This window comes from Catellatospora sp. TT07R-123, from assembly GCF_018327705.1.
In the GTDB taxonomy this organism is placed as follows: Bacteria; Actinomycetota; Actinomycetes; order Mycobacteriales; family Micromonosporaceae; genus Catellatospora.
Map to the genome: position 1 here is coordinate 2,766,789 of NZ_BNEM01000001.1, position 16,689 is coordinate 2,783,477.

Consider the following 16,689-nt stretch of genomic DNA (forward strand, 5'->3'; position numbering starts at 1 on the left):
GCCAGCACCCTAGTAAAGCGCTTTCCCGTCCGCGCGCCGAGACCGTGGGGCAGGCCACAGCGCCGCGGGCGACGACGACGGGTGGGGTTGGTGCGAGTATGGACGCGTGACTGCATCAACCTCGGCCCCTGTGCTGTTACTGCTCGGTCGCGGCAAGGATCCCGACTCCGAGCGCGGCGTCGACTGTCCGGGCGACCTGCCCGCGCCCAGCGACCCCGGCCTGGTCGAACGGGCCCGCGCCGCGAAGGCCGCCCTCGGCGACCGCGTCTTCGTGCTGGGTCACCACTACCAGCGCGACGAGGTCATCCAGTTCGCCGACGTCACCGGCGACTCCTTCAAGCTGGCCCGCGAGGCGGCGGCACGCCCCGACGCGGAGTTCATCGTCTTCTGCGGCGTGCACTTCATGGCCGAGTCGGCCGACATCCTCACCTCCGAGGCGCAGAAGGTGGTGCTGCCGGATCTGGCGGCGGGCTGCTCGATGGCGGACATGGCGGTGCTGGAGCAGGTCGAGCAGTGCTGGGACCTGCTGTCCGACCTCGGCATCGCCGGGTCGACGGTGCCGGTGACCTACATGAACTCCTCGGCCGACATCAAGGGGTTCGTGGGCCGCAACGGCGGCGTGGTGTGCACCTCGTCCAACGCCAAGCGCGCCCTGGACTGGGCGTTCGAGCAGGGCGAGAAGGTGTTGTTCCTGCCGGACCAGCACCTGGGGCGCAACACCGCGGTGCTGGAGATGGGCTACTCGCTGGACGACTGCGTGCTCTACGACCCGCACAAGCCCAACGGCGGCCTGACCGACCAGCAGCTGCGCGACGCGAAGATGATCCTGTGGCGCGGGCACTGCTCGGTGCACGGGCGCTTCACCCGCGAGAACGTGCTGGCGATGCGCGAGCAGGTGCCGGGCGTCAACATCCTGGTGCACCCGGAGTGCCGCCACGACGTGGTGACCGCGGCCGACTACGTGGGCTCGACGGAGTACATCATCAAGACGCTGGACGCGGCCGAGCCCGGCTCGAAGTGGGCCGTGGGCACCGAGCTGAACCTGGTGCGCCGCCTGGCCGGGATGCACCCGGACAAGCAGGTCATGTTCCTGGAGAAGACGGTCTGCTACTGCTCGACGATGAACCGGATCGACCTGCCGCACCTGGTATGGGCGCTGGAGGAGCTGGTCGCGGGCCGGGTGCCCAACCAGATCACGGTCGACCCGGACACCGCGCACCACGCGCGGGTGGCGCTTGATCAGATGCTGGCCCTGCCGTAGGCGTTCTGTAACTCTGCGTACGGGCGCCGTGTCCGATTAGCGGCGCTCGTACTTGTTTAAGCTTCGCGTGTATTCCGTCACACATCACTCAGCGCTATGCTGCCGAGGTTGCCCACCAGGCCCCGCCGTAAAGTTGCTGCCCGGCCCGTGTCTCATACCCAGGAGGTCTGCCTTGTCGGACATGCTCGTCGTCACCGGCGGAAACCCGTTGAAGGGTGAAGTCCGGGTCCGCGGGGCCAAGAACTTCGTGTCGAAGGCGATGGTGGCCACGGTCCTGGGCGAGTCGCCGAGCGTGATGTACGACGTGCCGCGCATCCGCGACGTCGAGATCGTCCGCGGCCTGCTGGAGCTGCACGGCGTCAAGGTGGTCGACGGCGAGCTGGACGGCGAGCTGCGCTTCGACCCGTCGAACGTCGAGCGCGCGGGCGTCGACGAGATCAACGTGCACGCCGGGTCGAGCCGCATCCCGATCCTGCTGTGCGGCCCGCTGCTGCACCGGCTCGGCCACGCGTTCATCCCCGACCTGGGCGGCTGCCACATCGGCCCGCGCCCGATCGACTACCACCTGGAGGCGCTGCGCCGCTTCGGTGCCGTGGTCGACAAGTCCCCCGAGGGCCTGCACCTGTCCGCGCCGGACGGCCTGCACGGCATCAAGTACGAGCTGAACTACCCGTCGGTCGGGGCCACCGAGCAGATCCTGCTCACCGCCGTACGCGCCGAGGGCGTGACCGAGCTGAGCAACGCCGCGGTCGAGCCCGAGATCATCGACCTGATCTGCATCCTGCAGAAGATGGGCGCGATCATCAAGGTGCACACCAACCGGGTGATCGAGATCGAGGGCGTGCCGCACCTGGGCGGCTTCAGCCACCGGCCGATCCCCGACCGGATCGAGGCGGCGAGCTGGGCCTCGGCCGCGCTGGCCACCCGCGGCGACATCCTGGTCCGCGGCGCCCGCCAGGCCGACATGACCACGTTCCTGAACGTGTTCCGCAGCATCGGCGGCCAGTTCGAGATCGACGACAACCCGGTCGGCGGCGGCATCCGGTTCTGGCACCCCGGCGGCGACCTGCGCGCGGTGGCGCTGGAGACCGACGTGCACCCCGGTTTCATGACCGACTGGCAGCAGCCGCTGGTCGTGGCGCTGACCCAGGCCAACGGCCTGTCGGTGGTGCACGAGACGGTGTACGAGAAGCGCTTCGGCTACACCAGCGCGCTCAACCAGATGGGCGCGAACATCCAGGTCTACCAGGAGTGCCTGGGCGGCACCCCGTGCCGCTTCGGCCGCCGCGGCTTCCGGCACTCGGCGGTCATCGCCGGCCCGGCCAAGCTGCACGCCACCGACCTGGTCATCCCGGACCTGCGCGCCGGGTTCAGCCACCTGATCGCGGCCCTGGCCGCCGAGGGCACCTCGCGGGTGCACGGCGTCGACCTGATCAACCGGGGCTACGAGGACTTCGAGGCCAAGCTCGCCGGTCTCGGCGCCACGGTCTCGCGCTGACGAGCTGAGGAAGGGGCCCCTCTCATCGCGCCGCGATGGGGAAGGGCCCCTTCTCCACTCATGTGACCTGCGACATTCCGGGGGAGGCCGGCGCACGTGACGCCGTGTCACCACCCCCCGATGCCGCTGTACCCTTGCTGGCGTGCCGTTGTTCTCCCGTAAAACCAGCAACGCCCCCACCGTGACCGAGCCTGAGGCTGAGGTCGAGGCGGCGGCGGGTCCCCGTGCCTACACGCCCAGCAAGGGCAAGGCCACCCCGAAGCGCACCGCGCAGCGCCGCCGCGTCGCCGCCGTGCAGCAGCCGCGTACGCCGGAGGAGCGCCGCGAGGCCAAGCGCCTCGCCCGCGAGCAGGCCCGCTCCGACCGCCAGGAGGCGATGGCGGGCATGCGCAGCGGTGACGAGCGCCACCTGATGCCGCGGGACAAGGGCCCGGTGCGCCGCATGGTGCGCGACATCGTCGACTCGCGCCGCAACATCGGCAGCTACTTCTTCGGCGCCACCCTGATCATCTTCTTCCTGATGATGTGGCGCGACCCGCGCGTGGCGCTGGCGGGCAACATCGCCTGGCTGGCGCTGGGCCTGGCCGTGATCGTGGACAGCTTCATCCTGAGCCGCAAGATCAAGAAGCTGGTCAGCCAGAACTTCCCGAAGAACACCGAGCGCATGGGCTCGCTGTACTTCTACGGCATCATGCGCGCGATCAGCTTCCGCCGCATGCGCATGCCCAACTGCCAGGTCAAGATCGGCGACCCGGTCGTCGCGCAGAAGTAGGCATAGGACATCTGTCCTGCCGCACTCCGTATCAGCGGCTCTGCCCGCCGATACGGCGCGAATCTAACGTTGGGCCCATGACAGACGCGGTGCGGCTGAACGCGGTCGCAAAGAACTACGGCGCGGTCCGGGCGGTGGACGGGGTGGACCTGTCCATCGCCCGGGGCCAGACCGTGGCCCTGCTGGGCCCCAACGGTGCCGGCAAGTCCACCACCATCAGCATGATCCTCGGCCTGCTGACGCCGACCGAGGGCACGGTCGAGGTGTTCGGCACCTCCCCCGCCGACGCGGTGCGGGCCGGCCGGGTCGGCGCCATGCTCCAGGAGTCAGGCTTCCCCGCCAGCGCGACCGTACGCGAGCTGGTCGAGCTGGCCCGCTCGCTCTACCGCGACCCGCTCCCCCTGGCCGAGATCATGGCCACCGCCGACGTCGCCTCGATCGCCGACCGCCGCTCGGACAAGCTCTCCGGCGGCCAGTCCCAGCGGCTGCGGTTCGCGTTCGCCCTGGCGGGCAACCCCGAGCTGCTGATCCTGGACGAGCCCACCGCCGCGCTGGACGTCGAGAGCCGCCAGCAGTTCTGGGCCGCGATGCGCCGCTACGCCGCCACCGGCCGCACCGTGCTGTTCGCCACGCACTACCTGGAGGAAGCCGACGACTTCGCCGACCGGGTCATCGTGATCTCCGGCGGCCGGGTGGTGGCCGACGGCAGCGGCGCCGAGATCAAGAAGCTGGCCGGGGGACGTACCGTCAGCTTCGACCGCGACGGCCGAGAGCCGGACGCCTACGCCGACCTGCCCGGGGTGGTCTCCGCACAGGCCCGCGGCGAGCGGGTCGTGCTGCGCTGCGACGACTCCGACCTGACCGTGCGCGCCCTGTTCGAGGGCGGCCACCGGGTCGTCAACCTGGAGGTCACCGGCGCCGGGCTCGAAGAAGCCTTCCTCACCCTCACCGCCAAGCCCGAGATGGAGCCGGCCCGATGATCGCCTACCTGCGTTTCGAGCTGCGGCGCCTCATCCGCGACCCGCGCGTGATCGTGTTCACGATCGTGCTGCCGGTGCTCATCTACTTCATCAGCACCGGCAGCGCCGGTGCCGCCGACAAGATCGGTTCGGTCAAGGTCGCGGCATACCTGATGGTGAGCATGGCGGCGTACGGCGCGCTGGTCGGCGTGATGTCGGTCGGCATCGGCGTGGCCCACGAACGGGCTGCGGGCTGGCTGCGCCAGCTGCGCATCTCCCCGCTGGCTCCCGGGCAGGTCGTCGTCGTCAAGGCGGTGCTCGCCTCGATCATGGCGATCCCGTCGGTCGCGGCGGTCGGCATCATCGCCGCGACCCGCAACGGGGTGGACCTGTCGGCCCTACAGTGGGTCTCCCTGGTGGGGCTGCTGTGGCTGGGCAGCCTGCCGTTCGCCGCGCTCGGCCTGGCCCTGGGCTTCTCGCTGCCGCCGAACCTGATCCAGCCCGCCAGCATGCTCGGCGTGTTCGGCCTGGCGTTCCTGGGTGGCCTGTTCGTGCCGGTGGAGGCGATGCCGACCGCGCTGGCCAAGATCGCAACCTGGCTGCCGAGCAACCGGTACGCCGAGCTCGGCTGGTCGGTCGCCGGGGACAAGGCGCCGCCGCTGGGCGGCGTGGCCATCCTGGTCGGCTGGACCCTGGTCTTCGGCGGCCTGGCCGCCCTGATGTACCGCCGCTCGGCGGCGCAGAAGTGATCGGACTGTTCACGCGCGGGGCGGGTACGGCGGTGCCGTATCCGCCCTCGGGCGTCGACGAGCAGACCGCGCACCGCCGGGGCATGCGGCGGGGCGTGGTCTTCGCCGCGATCTGGCTCTGGCCGCTCGTGCCCACCTTCCGCGCCATCCTGGAGGGGCACGTCCACCCGGTGCTGTTCGCGGTGCTGGGGCTGATCGCCTTCATCCCGCTCTACCTGACCGTGGTGGTGCGCGGGTTCGGCGACCCCGACCCGGTGCCCAAACCCCGCGACCACGTGATGCTGGGGCTGCTCACCGTGCTCGGCCTCGCCCTGGCCCTGGCGTACGGCGCCCAGCCCGGCGGCTGGACCGGCCTCACCCTCTACCTGGCCGCCGCGGGCGCCGCCCTCTACCCCACCCCGTGGGCGCACCTGTGGCTGGTCGGCTGCGTCGCCGCGCTCGTGGGCGTCGGCCACCTGCACGGCCAGCACTGGTCCGACCTCGGCGACAACGCCTTCAACCTGGTCATGGCCGGTGCGCTCGTCCTGGTCGTACGCCGTCTCATGCGCCTGGTCCGCGAGCTGCGCACCACCCGCGACCAGCTCGCCCATGCCGCCGTGGAGCAGGAGCGGCTGCGCTTCGCCCGCGACCTGCACGACCTGCTCGGCCACAGCCTGTCCGTGATCGTGGTCAAGGCCGAGGTGGTGCGGCGCCTGGCCGAACGCGACCCGGCCGCCGCCGCCCGCGAGGCCGGCGACATCGAGCAGATCGGCCGCACCGCGCTGACCGAGGTGCGCCAGGCCATCACCGGGTACCGCACCCGCGCCTTCACCGCCGAGCTGGCCGGAGCCGGCGCCGCCCTGGCCGACGCGGGCATCGACACCACCGTCAAGACCACCGAGGAGGCGCTGCCGCCGCAGCTCGACGACGCGTTCGCGTGGGTCGTACGCGAGGCCGCCACCAACGTGATCCGCCACAGCGGCGCCGGGACCTGCGTCATCGCGCTCAGCCGCCCCGGGCAGTGGCAGCTGGAGGTGCGCGACGACGGTCGCGGCGGCAGCGCCGACCCCACTGCCCACGGCAACGGGCTGCGGGGACTCGCCGAACGGCTGGCCCTGGTCGGCGGCGTGCTGGCCGTGATCGACCTGAGCACCAGCCACGGCGGCGGCTTCGTGCTGCGCGCCACCGCGCCGGAGGCAGCCTGATGACCCGCATACTGCTCGCCGAGGACCAGGGCATGATGCGCGGCGCGCTCGCGCTGCTGCTCGACCTGGAACCCGACCTGGAGGTCGTCGCGCAGGTCGACCGCGGCGACCAGGTCGTGGACGCGGCGCTGCGCAGCGGGGCCGAGGTGGCACTGCTCGACATCGAGATGCCGGGACTGTCCGGCCTCGACGCCGCCGCGCTGCTGCGTACGCAGGCCCCGCAGTGCCGGGTGCTGATCCTGACCACCTTCGGCCGCCCCGGCTACCTGCGCCGGGCCATGGACGCCGGAGCGCGCGGGTTCCTGGTCAAGGACGGGCCGGTGGAGTCGCTGGCCGCGGCGATCCGGCGGGTGCTGGCCGGGGAGACCGTGATCGACCCGGCGCTGGCCGCGGCGGCGCTGTCGGCCGGGCCGAGCCCGCTCACCGAGCGCGAGCGGGAGGTGCTGGCCAGCGCCGCCGACGGCGCCACGGTCGCCGATCTGGCGGCACGGCTGCACCTGTCGGAGAGCACGGTCCGCAACTACCTGTCGGCCGCCATCGGCAAGACCAACACCCGCAACCGCATGGAAGCCGTCCAAGCCGCCCGCGCCGCCGGCTGGCTCTAACCCGCGGGCCGCGATGATCGCGGTCTGCGGTCGGAATCTCGGCTGGAGGGCCAGGTTCCGACCGGAGATGCCGATCAACGACCGGACCGGGCCCGAAGATCGCGATTTCCGGTCACCTCAACGCGCGATGTCCTGGCCGAGCCGGATCAGGGGAGGCCGGCCAGGCGGAGTAGGGCCGCGGTGGCGGCGGCCGCCACGACGACGAGGACGAACGGGGCGCGGCGCCAGGCCAGGACCGCGCCGACCAGCACCCCGACCGGCCGCGCCAAGCCCAGCGCCACCCGCCCCGACTCGGTGAACACGGCGGTGGCGACCAGGGCGGCCAGCAGCGTCGTGGCCGCGATGGGCAGCAGGTGCCGCAGGCGTTCGGGCAGCACCAGGCGGTCGCGCAGCAGCACCCCGGCGACCCGGAACGCGTACGTGCCCGCGGCCAGCCCGAAGATGACCAGCAGGGTCGTCGTCGTGGTGCTCATACCGTCTCCCGCTCGGGGTCGGCGGCCGCGGCGGTGCGCGGGCGCGGGGTGGGGACCAGCAGCGCCGCGCCCACCCCGGCCAGCGCCACGAGGACCGGCAGCCCGGCGGGCAGCAGCGGGGTGGTCAGCACGGCGATCGCGGCGCCGGCGAGGGCGGCGTACCGGGTGGGGCGGTCCTTGAGTGAGGCCATGAGCAGGGCGAGCAGGCCCGCGGGGAACGCGGCGTCGAGGCCGTACACGGCGGGGTCGCCGACGGCGCCGCCGAGCAGCGCTCCGGCCACGGTGCCGATGTTCCAGGTGAGGAAGATCGCGATGCCGACCGCCCAGAAGGCCCGGCGGCTGCGGGCCGGGTCGCGCTGGGCCAGCGCGAACGCCGTCGACTCGTCGATCAGCAGGTGCGAGCCGAGCAGCCGGGCGCCGAGGGTGTCACCGACCGAGCCGCCGACGGCCAGGCCGAACGGCAGGTGCCGCGCGTTGACGAGGATGCCGCCGAGCACGGCGGCGACGGGGCTGGCCGCCACGAACGCCACGGCGAGGAACTGCGACCCGCCCGCGAACACGACCAGCGACATCAGCACCGGTGCCCACAGCGGCAGGCCGCCGGCCACGGCGATGGCGCCGAACGACAGGCCGATGACCCCGGCCGCCGCCCCGATCGCCAGCGCGTCGCGCAGCAGCGCCGTGTCCCGTACCGCACCGTCGGCACGCTCAGTGGAGCCCACTCTGTAACCACCTCTGGGGTTGTCCGGTAGTTACACCCACCTTAACCGGACCCCTCCGCGCCCCCGTCCCCCGCACCGCCGGTCCCATCACCTGGACCACCGCGCGAGACGCGCGCCAAGAGAGCGCCTTCCATAAACGTTGGCCTATCTCATCGAATGGGGCGAGATCAAACTCGATGAGATAGGCCAACGTTTATGAAAAACGGGGCGTGGCGGCGTGGAGGGGTGGAGGGGTGGAGGGGTGGAGGTCTGCCCCTCCACCCTCAGTGGGCGGGAGCCAGGGCGGGGTGGGTGGGTGCGGGCTCGGGGGTCGACAGCGCGCGTCGTAGGCGCGGCGCCGCGAGCAGGGCGAGCACCAGCCCCAGCAGGGCGGCGGCGAGCGGAACGGCGAAGGCGCCCCGGTAACCGGCCGTGTCAGCCAAGCGGCCCGCGATCGCGGCGCCCAGGGACACCCCGGCGACGACGCCGCTGGCCAGCAGGGTCATCACCATGCCCGCGCGGCGCGGCGGGCTGAGCCGGCCGGCCAGGGCGTACCCGGAGATCAGGTACGGGGCGGCGGTGACCCCGAGCACGATCACGGCGACCACGGCGGTGGCGATCGACCCGGCGAGCAGCAGCGCCGCCGCCCCGCCGACCAGCGCGGCGGCCGCGGCGACATATCGGCTGACCGGGCCGAACGTGGCGGGCAGCCAGGCCATGGCCAGTCCGGACAGGGCGCTGCCGACGCCGAGCACCGCGTAGATCAGCCCGGCCGAACCGGCGGATCCGATCGCGTCGGCGAAGGCGGTGACGGCGGTCTGGGTGGCGCCGAACACGACGCCGATCACGGACATCGCGGCGACCAGCACCGCCACCCGGCCGACCGGCAGGCGCTGCCCGGCGTCGGGCCGGCCCGGGGTGCGCGGCAGCCGTACCACCGGCGGCGCGGTGCGGTGCAGGGCGAACGGGATCGCGGCGAGCAGGGTCAGCACGGCGGCCACCAGCAGCGGCGCAGCCGCTCGGCCGGTCAGGGCCAGCACTCCGACCAGCGCCGGTCCGGCCAGGAACGAGGCCTCGTCGGCGGCGCCCTCGTACGCCATCGCGGTGGGCAGCCTGCGCTGCTGGCCGCGCTCGCCCAGCAGCACCGCCCAGCGGACCCGCACCAGCGGGCCGACCTGCGGCATCGCGAAGCCCGCCAGCGCGGCCAGCGGCAGCACGGCGGTGCGGTGGCCGCCGAGGACGGCGCCGACGAGCGCGGCGTAGGCGAGGGCGTCGAGCCCGGCGGCGGCGACGCCGACGGCGCGCTGGCCGTACCGGTCGGCGAGGGTGCCGACGACGGGGCCGCCGACCGCGGCGCCGAGGCCGAACGCGGCCGCGGCCAGACCGGCGGTGCCGTAGCTGCCGGTCGCGGCCACGACCAGGGTGATCACGCCGAGCGGGCCCATGGCGGCGGGCAGCCGGGCCAGGAAGGCGAGGACGAGGAACCAGGGTCCGGTCAGCTGGACCAGTTCACGGTAGGAGGCACGAGGGGCCGACAAGATCTCTCCAGGTACGACGCAGGTCATGCGCGTCGTCCCACCCAACCGACGCACCCCTTGCGGCCCTGTGCGCCGACCACTGTACCCGGCCAAGATCGGTTAAGGGCGGGACTGTCGGCGTCCTCACTCCCGGGGCGCGGGCACCTGCGCGCCCTGGTACAGCCGGGCGATGACCGCCTCGATCTCCGGTTCGGTGACGGACAGGTCGCGCAGGGCGCCGGTGGCGGTGAGCTGCGCCACCAGCGTGCCGATCGGTGCGGTGCGGTCGACGGCGAAGGTCAGCCGCCCGCCCTCGGCCGACTCCAGCCGCACGCCCGGCAGGTCGGGCAGCCGGGGCGGGACCTCGTCCAGCTCGGCGACCAGGCGGCGCTGCGAGCCGTACCGGGCGTGCAGGGCCTCGATGGAGCCGTCGTGCACCACCCGGCCGTGGTCGATCACCACGATGCGGCGGCACAGCCGCTCGATGTCGGCCAGGTCGTGCGTGGTCAGCACGATGGTGGTGTCGCCGGTGGCGCCGAGCTCGGCCAGGAAGCCGCGCACCGCCTGCTTGCTGACCACGTCCAGGCCGATGGTGGGCTCGTCCAGGAACAGGATCCGCGGCCCGTGCAGCAGCGCCGCGGTCAGCTCGCCGCGCATGCGCTGGCCCAGCGACAGCTGGCGCACCGGGGTGTCGTGGAACGCGTCCAGGTCGAGCAGGTCGCGGCAGCGGCGCAGCCGGGCGGCGTGCTCGGCGGCGGGCACCCGGTAGATGTGGCGCAGCAGCTCGAACGAGTCGCGCAGCGGCAGATCCCACCACAGCTGCGAGCGCTGGCCGAACACGACGCCGATGCGCCGGGCCAGGCTGATGCGCTGCGGCACCGGGGCCAGCCCGCACACCGAGACCCGGCCGCCGGACGGGTGCAGCACGCCGGTGAGCATCTTCAGCGTGGTCGACTTCCCGGCCCCGTTGGGCCCCAGGTAGCCCAGCATCTCGCCGCGCTCGACCACCAGGTCGACCCCGGCGACCGCCTCGACGGTGCGGCGCTCGCGGCGGAACCGCCCGGTGCGGACCCGGACGTCGAACTCCTTGCGCAGGCCGTACGCCTCGATGACGTTCATCGCGCTCCCCCTCACGAGCCGGTGCTGCGGTAGTGGCGCACCCCGGTGCGCCAGATCAGCCAGGCCACGGTGGCGGCCAGCGCGGCCACGGCCGGGCCGGACCAGCTCAGCCAGGCCGGTGCGCCGAGCGGGTCGGCGCGGCCGAGCACCACCAGCGACGGGTAGTAGCTGACGAAGCCGAAGCCGAGCGCGAAGCCGAAGAAGCGGCGCAGCCAGGTGCCGTAGACCGGCATCGGGTACGAGGTGAAGTCGCGCCCGCCGTAGGTCAGCGAGTTGCTGAGCTCGCCCGACTCCACCCACCAGAACGCGACCGTGGACGTGGCGACGAAGAACGCGCAGAAGAACACCGCCGCGGACAGCGGCGTGAGCACCAGCATCAGCACCCGCACCGGGGTCAGCCGCACGTCGGCGGCGTCCAGGGCGACGACCAGCAGCAGCATCGAGTACACCACCCGGCCGATCCGGCGCACCCCGACGTCCAGGGCCAGCAGCTGCCCGAGCACGCCCAGCGGGCGGATCAGCACCGCGTCGAGCAGGCCGGTGCGCACGTACATCTTCATCCGCTCGATGTTGCCGACGGCCAGGTCCGCCAGGGCGAACCCGGTCGCGGCCAGGCCGAACACGACCAGCGTCTCGCGCAGGCTGAACCCGCCCAGCGCCGGCACCTGCCGGAACACCACCAGCACCGCGATCAGGTCCGAGCCGAAGAACAGCAGGTTGCCCAGCAGGTCCAGGGCGAAACTCAGCCGGTACGACGCCTGCCCGCGCACCTGCGCGCGGACCAGCTCACGGTAGATCCGCAGCCGCTCAGCCACCCTGCACCACCAGCCTGCGCTCGGCGCGCCGCTGCACGACCCGGCACAGCCACAGCAGCAGCACCGCCCACGCCGCCTGGATCCCCAGGATGCCGAGCTGGACGGCCCAGCCGTCGCGCTCGGTCAGCACGTCCAGCGGCGCCTGGAGCAGCGACGGGCCGGGGGTGCCGAACCACAGCAGCGCGGCGGCCCAGTCGGGCAGGAACCGGATCGGGAAGAACAGGCCGCCGCAGAGGCCGGAGAAGACGGCCCAGGCCATGCCCACGCCCCGGTAGTCCAGCAGCCAGTAGCAGGTGGCGTTGGCCAGGAACCGGCAGGCGAAGCTGACCACGGTCGCCAGCAGCGCCGACAGCAGGAACAGCGGGTAGGTCGCGGGGCGGCGCGGCAGGTACATGTCGAAGATCAGCGCGCCGGTCACGATGGGCACGGCGAAGCGGGTGAGCACGGCGTACAGCGCGCGGCCCAGGTCGGCGGCGAGGAAGGCGAAGACCGGGTCGACCGGGCGGAGCAGGTCGATCACCACGTCACCGGAGCGGATCCGGTCGGCCAGGTCGGTCCAGCCCCAGAGCATCACCACGCCGATCAGGCCCTGCCCGGCCCAGACGTAGAGGACCAGCTGCTCGCCGCTGTACCCGGCGGCGGCGGCGCCCGTGGCGGTCGCGGCGGCCGAGACGGCGAGCATCACGTACGTCCGCAGGAGGCCGAACACCGAGTTGGTGACCGTCGCCGCCACGGTGGCCTGCCGGTAGGTGGCGAATCTGCGGAAGCCTGATGCGCCTAATGTCCGTATTAGCGCGGCCATCTCGGTGAAGTTTCGGATTGTGGGCCGATCCGCAGTGGCGGTGATGAAGCCCACCCCGTACCCTCCACTCGCAACCGCATTCTTTTTCCGGGCCGGAAGACCATACCCTTGCGTCCTTCCGGGCCGCGATGCGTTTGCGCGGCAGTGGCACTTAGACAGGCGAGGTGGGGCGTGAGCGACGAGCGCACCGACGAGCGGCACCGCGGCACCCCGGCCTGGGCCGGCACGCCAACGTCGCCGTGGTCGCGCGTGCCCGGACAGCGTCCGCCCGCCGAGGCCCAGAGCGAGCAGCCCCCGCAGCAGCAGGCCCAGCAGCCCCCGCAGGGGCAGTACGGCGCACCCCAACAGGGTGCCCCGCAGCAGTACGGCCAGCAGCAGCCCGGCCAGAACCCGCCCGGCCCGTTCCCGCCCGCCGCCGGCCAGCGCCCCGGCCAGCCCGGCCACCCCAACGCGCAGCGGGGCGGCCGCCCCGGCCCGATGCCGCCGCAGCCCGGTCAGCCCCAGTTCCGCCCGAACGGCCCGAACGGTCCGCAGCAGGGCCAGGTCTACGGCCAGCCGCAGCACCCGCAGGGTCCGCCGCCGCAGGGCCAGCCCGGCGGCCCGGGGCAGTACGGTCCGCCGCAGCAGCGGCAGGGCCAGCCCCCGCAGGGCCCCCGCCCGCCCCAGCAGGGCCAGGTCTACGGGCGCCCCCAGGGCGCGCCCGGCCAGCAGGGTGGGCCCGGTCAGCAGGGCGGCCCCGGTCAGCAGTACGGCCCGCCGCAGGGCCCGCGCCCGCCGCAGCAGGGCCAGGTCTACGGCCAGCCGCCGCAGGGCCAGCCCGGCATGCCGCCGGGACGTCCCGGCCAGCCCGGCCACCCGATGCCGCCGCAGCCCGGCCAGCCGACGGGCGCTCAGCCCGTGCCCGGCCAGCCCGGCGTCGCCGCGCAGGCACCCGGTGCGCCCGTGGCCAATGCTCCCGTGCCCGGCGCCGGCACGCAGGCCCCGGCCCAGCCCGGTGCCGCGCAGCCCGCCGCGGCCCAGGCCGCGGCTGCCGCCGTCATCGCCGCGCAGCCGGTGACCGCACCGCCGGCCCCGGCGCAACCTTCGGCGGCCGAGGCCGCCCCGGTGTCGCCCGCCGCGCCCGGCAAGCGGGGACGGCACTCGACCGCCGACACCGGCATGATGGCCGCCATCACCGACGACACCCCGGCGCCGACGGCGCAGACCCCGGCCGCCGAAGCGGCCCCGGTCTCCCCCGCGCCGGTCTCCGCCGCCCCCGTCTCGGTCAACCCGGTCTCCCCGGCGACGCCGTCGGCACCGGTCGTGGCCAGCCCTGACACGGTGCTGCCCGTCGCGGCTGTCGCTGCGGGCGCGGCGACGGCGCTGTCGGCGCCGACCATGCTGCACCCGCTGGTGCGCCCCGGCGCGGCCCCGGCGGCCGAGCCCGACCCGGCCACCACGGCGGCGGCGCAGGAGGCCGCGGCCGACGAGACGCCGGAGCCGACCGAGAGCGGGCCGGACCCGGAGCAGGTGCTCGCGGCATACCAGTGGCGCTTCCACCACGAGACGCTGCGCGAGCTGGTCGACAGCCCCGACGAGCTGCGCGAGATCCGCGACAAGCTGACCGAGAAGCTCACCCCGGCCACCGACAACCCGACCCGGGCCCGGCTGCTGAGCCTGCGCGCCGTCGTGTCGCGCATCCTCGGCGACCTGAGCAAGGCCATGTCCGACGGCAAGATGGCGCTGGTGCACGCCGAGGCGACCGGCGAGCTGCGCCGGATCGCGCTGGCCAAGGCCCGGCTGGCGCATGTGCTCCAGTGGCGCGGCGACTTCACCGAGGCCGACAAGCTGTTCGCCGAGGCCAACTCCAGCGAGCTGCCCGACCGGCTGCGCGCCACCATGCACGAGCACGCGGGCCGGTCCTGCCTGGACCAGGGCCGCTACATGGAGGCGTTCAACCACTTCGAGAAGGCTCTCGAACTGCGCAAGGTCGAAGACCCGGAGCTGATCGCGCGCACCGAGATGGCCCTCGACGCCGTCTCGATGAAGATCGCCGAGAACGGCATGGGGCCGTACCCGCGCAGTTCCGACGAGATCCTCCAGGTCAGCAAGCCCCCGGTGCCGCGCTTCGACGACCGGGTGCAGTGCTGGGGCTTCGCTGGCTCCGACGGCCGCACCGTGATCTCCCCCGCCTTCGCCGACGTGCAGCCGTTCCGGGACGGGGCGGCCTGGGTGCGGCGCCCGGAGATGGAGACCTGGGAGCTGATCGACGAGGCGGGCAACCGGCTCATCGACGGCCGCGCCGGATGGCTCGGCGTCGGCTCGTTCTCCGACGGGCTGGCCTGGGTGTCGCGGGACGGCGCGGGCGGCTGGGTCGCCATCGACAAGCAGGGCCGGGTGGTCATCTCCACCGGCTTCGACGACGTACGCCCGTTCCGCCGCGGCCTGGCCGCGGTGCGCCGGGGCGGCTGGGGCGCGGTCGACAAGCAGGGCCGGGTCGTGGTGCCGTTCCAGTTCACCGGGTTCGCCACCGCGCTGACCGACGGCCGCTACGTCGACGGGTTCTCCGACGAGGGTCTGGCCATCGTGGACGCGGGCGGCCGCAAGGGCGTCGTGGACCGTACCGGTGCGGTCGTGGTCCCGCCCGTGCACCCGGCGCTGGTCATCCACCCGGTGGCCTTCCTCATCGCCGGGCCGACCGGCCGGTGGGGCGCGCTCGACCGCAAGGGCCGCCCCTTCATCGACCCCGAGCTGCCCAGCCGCCAGGTCGTGATGGAGGAGCTGGACCGCCTGCTCGCCGACACCAAGCCGGTGCTCTGACGCCACCCGCAGTCCATCCCCCGGCCCGGAGAGCGATTTCCGTGCTGGTCTAGGGTCGGGCCATGGAGTTTCGGCACTTGGGCCGTTCCGGGATGCTCGTCAGCGAGATCTCGTACGGAAACTGGATCACCCACGGTTCGCAGGTCGAGGAGGACGCCGCGCTCGCGTGCGTACGCGCGGCCCTCGACAGCGGCATCACCACGTTCGACACCGCCGACGTGTACGCGGGCACCCGCGCCGAGGAGGTGCTCGGCCGGGCGCTGAAGGACGAGCGCCGCGACGGCGTCGAGATCTTCACCAAGGTGTTCTGGCCGACCGGCCCCGGACGCAACAACCGGGGCCTGTCCCGCAAGCACATCATGGAGTCGATCGACGGCTCGCTGCGCCGCCTGCAGACCGACTACGTCGACCTGTACCAGGCGCACCGCTACGACTACAGCACGCCGCTGGAGGAGACCATGGTCGCCTTCGCGGACATCGTGCACAGCGGCAAGGCCCACTACATCGGCGTCTCGGAGTGGAAGGCGTCCGAGATCCGCGCCGCGCACGCGCTGGCCACGGAGCTGCGCATCCCGCTGGTGTCCAACCAGCCGCAGTACTCGATGCTGTGGCGGGTCATCGAGACCGAGGTCGTCCCCACCTGCGAGGAGCTGGGGCTCGGCCAGATCGTGTGGTCGCCGATGGCGCAGGGCGTGCTGTCCGGCAAGTACCTGCCCGGCCAGCCGCCGCCGGCCGGCTCCCGGGCCACGGACGAGAAGTCGGGCGCGAACTTCATCTCACGCTGGCTCGCCGACGACGTGCTGACCCAGGTGCAGCTGCTGCGGCCGCTGGCCGACCAGGCCGGGCTGACCATGGCCCAGCTCGCCGTCGCCTGGGTGCTGCAGAACCCGAACGTCTCCTCGGCGATCATCGGCGCCAGCCGCCCCGAGCAGGTGTACGACAACGTCAAGGCGGCCGGGGTCAAACTGGACGCCGACCTGCTCAAGGCGATCGACGAGATCGTCGAGCCGGTCACCGAACGCGACCCGGCCAAGACCGAGTCGCCCGCGCAGCGCCCCTGAGCGCGTCCGGCCTACACGCGGCGAGCCGCGGGCACCGTCCATCCGGAACGGTGCCCGCGGCTCGCGGCGTCTGAGAAGCTTCTCCGCGCTACTGCGCGCCCTGCAGGCTCATCCGGTATTCCTCCCGGTCGCCCTCCACCAGCACCACATCGGTGGCACCGGCGGAGACCAGCTCCCGCCAGACCTGACCCAGCCACGACTCGGCGTCCGCCTGGTTGGTGAACGTCTCGTTCGGGCCCTCGACCGGCTTGCCTTCCGCGTCCTCGTACCGCCAGCTCCACGTCATGGCGATCAGCTTAGTCCGCCCCCGGCCTCACCCACCGCAGACGCAAGCCCGCGCCAGCCTTCGGCGGGCGCCGACAGTAGAGTTCGGG

16 protein-coding genes are annotated in these 16,689 nt (G+C 73.2%); 9 read left to right on the forward strand and 7 right to left on the reverse strand.

Annotation, left to right across the window (positions count from 1 at the left end):
• Positions 1 to 106 precede the first annotated feature (106 nt).
• From nadA to Cs7R123_RS11780, 7 genes are all read left to right on the forward strand, one after another.
• Positions 107 to 1,261 (forward strand): quinolinate synthase NadA, encoded by a 1,155-nt coding sequence (gene nadA, locus Cs7R123_RS11750; RefSeq protein ID WP_212825990.1) that lies wholly within the window; start codon positions 107 to 109, stop codon positions 1,259 to 1,261.
• Between the two features lie 181 nt (positions 1,262 to 1,442).
• Positions 1,443 to 2,759 carry a UDP-N-acetylglucosamine 1-carboxyvinyltransferase gene (gene murA, locus Cs7R123_RS11755; RefSeq protein ID WP_212829099.1) on the forward strand — a complete coding sequence of 439 codons (1,317 nt, stop codon included), beginning with the start codon at positions 1,443 to 1,445 and terminating at the stop codon, positions 2,757 to 2,759.
• Positions 2,760 to 2,901: 142 nt separating this feature from the next.
• Complete coding sequence (locus Cs7R123_RS11760; protein ID WP_212825992.1) at positions 2,902 to 3,531, forward strand: DUF3043 domain-containing protein; 630 nt, start codon at positions 2,902 to 2,904, stop codon at positions 3,529 to 3,531.
• A 77-nt stretch (positions 3,532 to 3,608) separates the two neighbouring features.
• The gene (locus Cs7R123_RS11765) at positions 3,609 to 4,511 is read left to right on the forward strand and encodes an ABC transporter ATP-binding protein (protein ID WP_212825994.1); all 903 of its coding nucleotides are present in this window, start codon (positions 3,609 to 3,611) and stop codon (positions 4,509 to 4,511) included.
• Positions 4,508 to 5,239 carry an ABC transporter permease gene (locus tag Cs7R123_RS11770; protein WP_212825996.1) on the forward strand — a complete coding sequence of 244 codons (732 nt, stop codon included), beginning with the start codon at positions 4,508 to 4,510 and terminating at the stop codon, positions 5,237 to 5,239. Before Cs7R123_RS11765 ends, Cs7R123_RS11770 begins: the two co-directional genes overlap by 4 nt.
• Positions 5,236 to 6,423, forward strand: coding sequence for a sensor histidine kinase (locus Cs7R123_RS11775; protein ID WP_212825998.1), 1,188 nt, complete (start codon positions 5,236 to 5,238; stop codon positions 6,421 to 6,423). The genes Cs7R123_RS11770 and Cs7R123_RS11775 overlap by 4 nt, the downstream gene beginning before the upstream one ends.
• Positions 6,423 to 7,028, forward strand: a complete 606-nt coding sequence (locus tag Cs7R123_RS11780; protein ID WP_212826000.1) for a response regulator transcription factor — start codon at positions 6,423 to 6,425, stop codon at positions 7,026 to 7,028. The genes Cs7R123_RS11775 and Cs7R123_RS11780 overlap by 1 nt, the downstream gene beginning before the upstream one ends.
• Positions 7,029 to 7,174: 146 nt before the next feature.
• Here Cs7R123_RS11780 and Cs7R123_RS11785 read toward each other — a convergent pair whose 3' ends face one another.
• The 6 genes from Cs7R123_RS11785 to Cs7R123_RS11810 all read right to left on the reverse strand — a co-directional run bounded on the left by Cs7R123_RS11785 (position 7,175) and on the right by Cs7R123_RS11810 (position 12,455).
• Complete coding sequence (locus tag Cs7R123_RS11785; RefSeq protein WP_212826002.1) at positions 7,175 to 7,501, reverse strand: AzlD domain-containing protein; 327 nt, start codon at positions 7,499 to 7,501, stop codon at positions 7,175 to 7,177.
• Entirely contained in the window at positions 7,498 to 8,223 is a 726-nt protein-coding gene (locus Cs7R123_RS11790; RefSeq protein WP_244871766.1) for an AzlC family ABC transporter permease, read from the reverse strand. The genes Cs7R123_RS11785 and Cs7R123_RS11790 overlap by 4 nt, the downstream gene beginning before the upstream one ends.
• 263 nt (positions 8,224 to 8,486) lie before the next feature.
• The gene (locus Cs7R123_RS11795) at positions 8,487 to 9,740 is read right to left on the reverse strand and encodes an MFS transporter (RefSeq protein WP_212826004.1); all 1,254 of its coding nucleotides are present in this window, start codon (positions 9,738 to 9,740) and stop codon (positions 8,487 to 8,489) included.
• Positions 9,741 to 9,863: 123 nt separating this feature from the next.
• On the reverse strand, positions 9,864 to 10,838 hold the full coding sequence (locus Cs7R123_RS11800) for an ATP-binding cassette domain-containing protein (protein WP_212826006.1): 975 nt from the start codon (positions 10,836 to 10,838) through the stop codon (positions 9,864 to 9,866).
• An 11-nt stretch (positions 10,839 to 10,849) separates the two neighbouring features.
• Positions 10,850 to 11,653, reverse strand: coding sequence for an ABC transporter permease (locus Cs7R123_RS11805; protein WP_212826008.1), 804 nt, complete (start codon positions 11,651 to 11,653; stop codon positions 10,850 to 10,852).
• Positions 11,646 to 12,455: an ABC-2 family transporter protein gene (locus Cs7R123_RS11810; protein ID WP_212826010.1), complete on the reverse strand. Its 810-nt coding sequence runs from the start codon at positions 12,453 to 12,455 to the stop codon at positions 11,646 to 11,648. The genes Cs7R123_RS11805 and Cs7R123_RS11810 overlap by 8 nt, the downstream gene beginning before the upstream one ends.
• A gap of 171 nt (positions 12,456 to 12,626) precedes the next feature.
• Between Cs7R123_RS11810 and Cs7R123_RS40130 the strand changes: the two genes are divergently transcribed.
• The gene (locus tag Cs7R123_RS40130; RefSeq protein WP_244871767.1) at positions 12,627 to 15,254 is read left to right on the forward strand and encodes a WG repeat-containing protein; all 2,628 of its coding nucleotides are present in this window, start codon (positions 12,627 to 12,629) and stop codon (positions 15,252 to 15,254) included.
• Between the two features lie 62 nt (positions 15,255 to 15,316).
• Positions 15,317 to 16,315: an aldo/keto reductase family protein gene (locus Cs7R123_RS11820; RefSeq protein ID WP_212826012.1), complete on the forward strand. Its 999-nt coding sequence runs from the start codon at positions 15,317 to 15,319 to the stop codon at positions 16,313 to 16,315.
• Between the two features lie 88 nt (positions 16,316 to 16,403).
• Here the strand turns inward: Cs7R123_RS11820 and Cs7R123_RS11825 are convergent, their stop codons facing one another.
• A complete protein-coding gene (locus Cs7R123_RS11825; RefSeq protein ID WP_212826013.1) occupies positions 16,404 to 16,601 on the reverse strand; it encodes a hypothetical protein in 198 nt (65 codons plus the stop codon).
• Between the last annotated feature and the right edge of the window lie 88 nt (positions 16,602 to 16,689).